The sequence below is a fragment of the Moraxella sp. 179-F 1C4 NHS genome (assembly GCF_045370505.1).
Classification (GTDB): Bacteria; Pseudomonadota; Gammaproteobacteria; order Pseudomonadales; family Moraxellaceae; genus Faucicola; species Faucicola tetraodonis.
Genome location: NZ_JBIQEC010000087.1, coordinates 1 through 507, shown reverse-complemented (window position 1 = coordinate 507; position 507 = coordinate 1). Strand labels below are relative to the sequence as shown.

1 protein-coding gene is annotated in these 507 nt (G+C 63.9%); it reads right to left on the bottom strand.

The features are described 5' to 3' along the window. On the bottom strand, positions 1 to 507 hold a 507-nt coding region (locus ACH0AB_RS11975; RefSeq protein WP_406878288.1), incomplete at both ends, for an IS3 family transposase.

Here is a 507-nt window from a genome sequence, read left to right as displayed (position 1 = left end):
GGCGGCGGCAGCCGCCTGGACTGATTGAACCATCTCGAACTCGACAGGGGTGAGTCTCCCGAGACGGGCCTGCCTACGACGGCGGTGATAGGTCCGCTCGATCCAGCTCACGATCGCGAGCCGGAGCTGGTCGAAGGAGTCCCAGCGACGCCGATTCAGCACGTTCTTCTGCAACAGCGCGAAGAAGGAGTCCATCGCCGCGTTGTCCCCAGCAGCACCGACCCTGTCCATCGACCCGACCAGGCCGTTGACCCGGAGCGTCTCCACGAATCGCCTGGCTCGAAATTGCGATCCTCGATCCGAATGCACCCGGCAACCCTGCACCTCGGCCTTGCCTCCACGCCGGGCCAGAGCCATCTGCAGGGCATCCACAGCCAGCTGCGAGCTCATCCGCCGATCGATCGAGTAGCCCACGATCCGGTTCGAGAACACGTCCTTGACCGCGCAGAGATAGAGCTTGGAATCCCCGGCCCAATGCTCTGAGATGTCCGTGAGCCACAGCTGGTT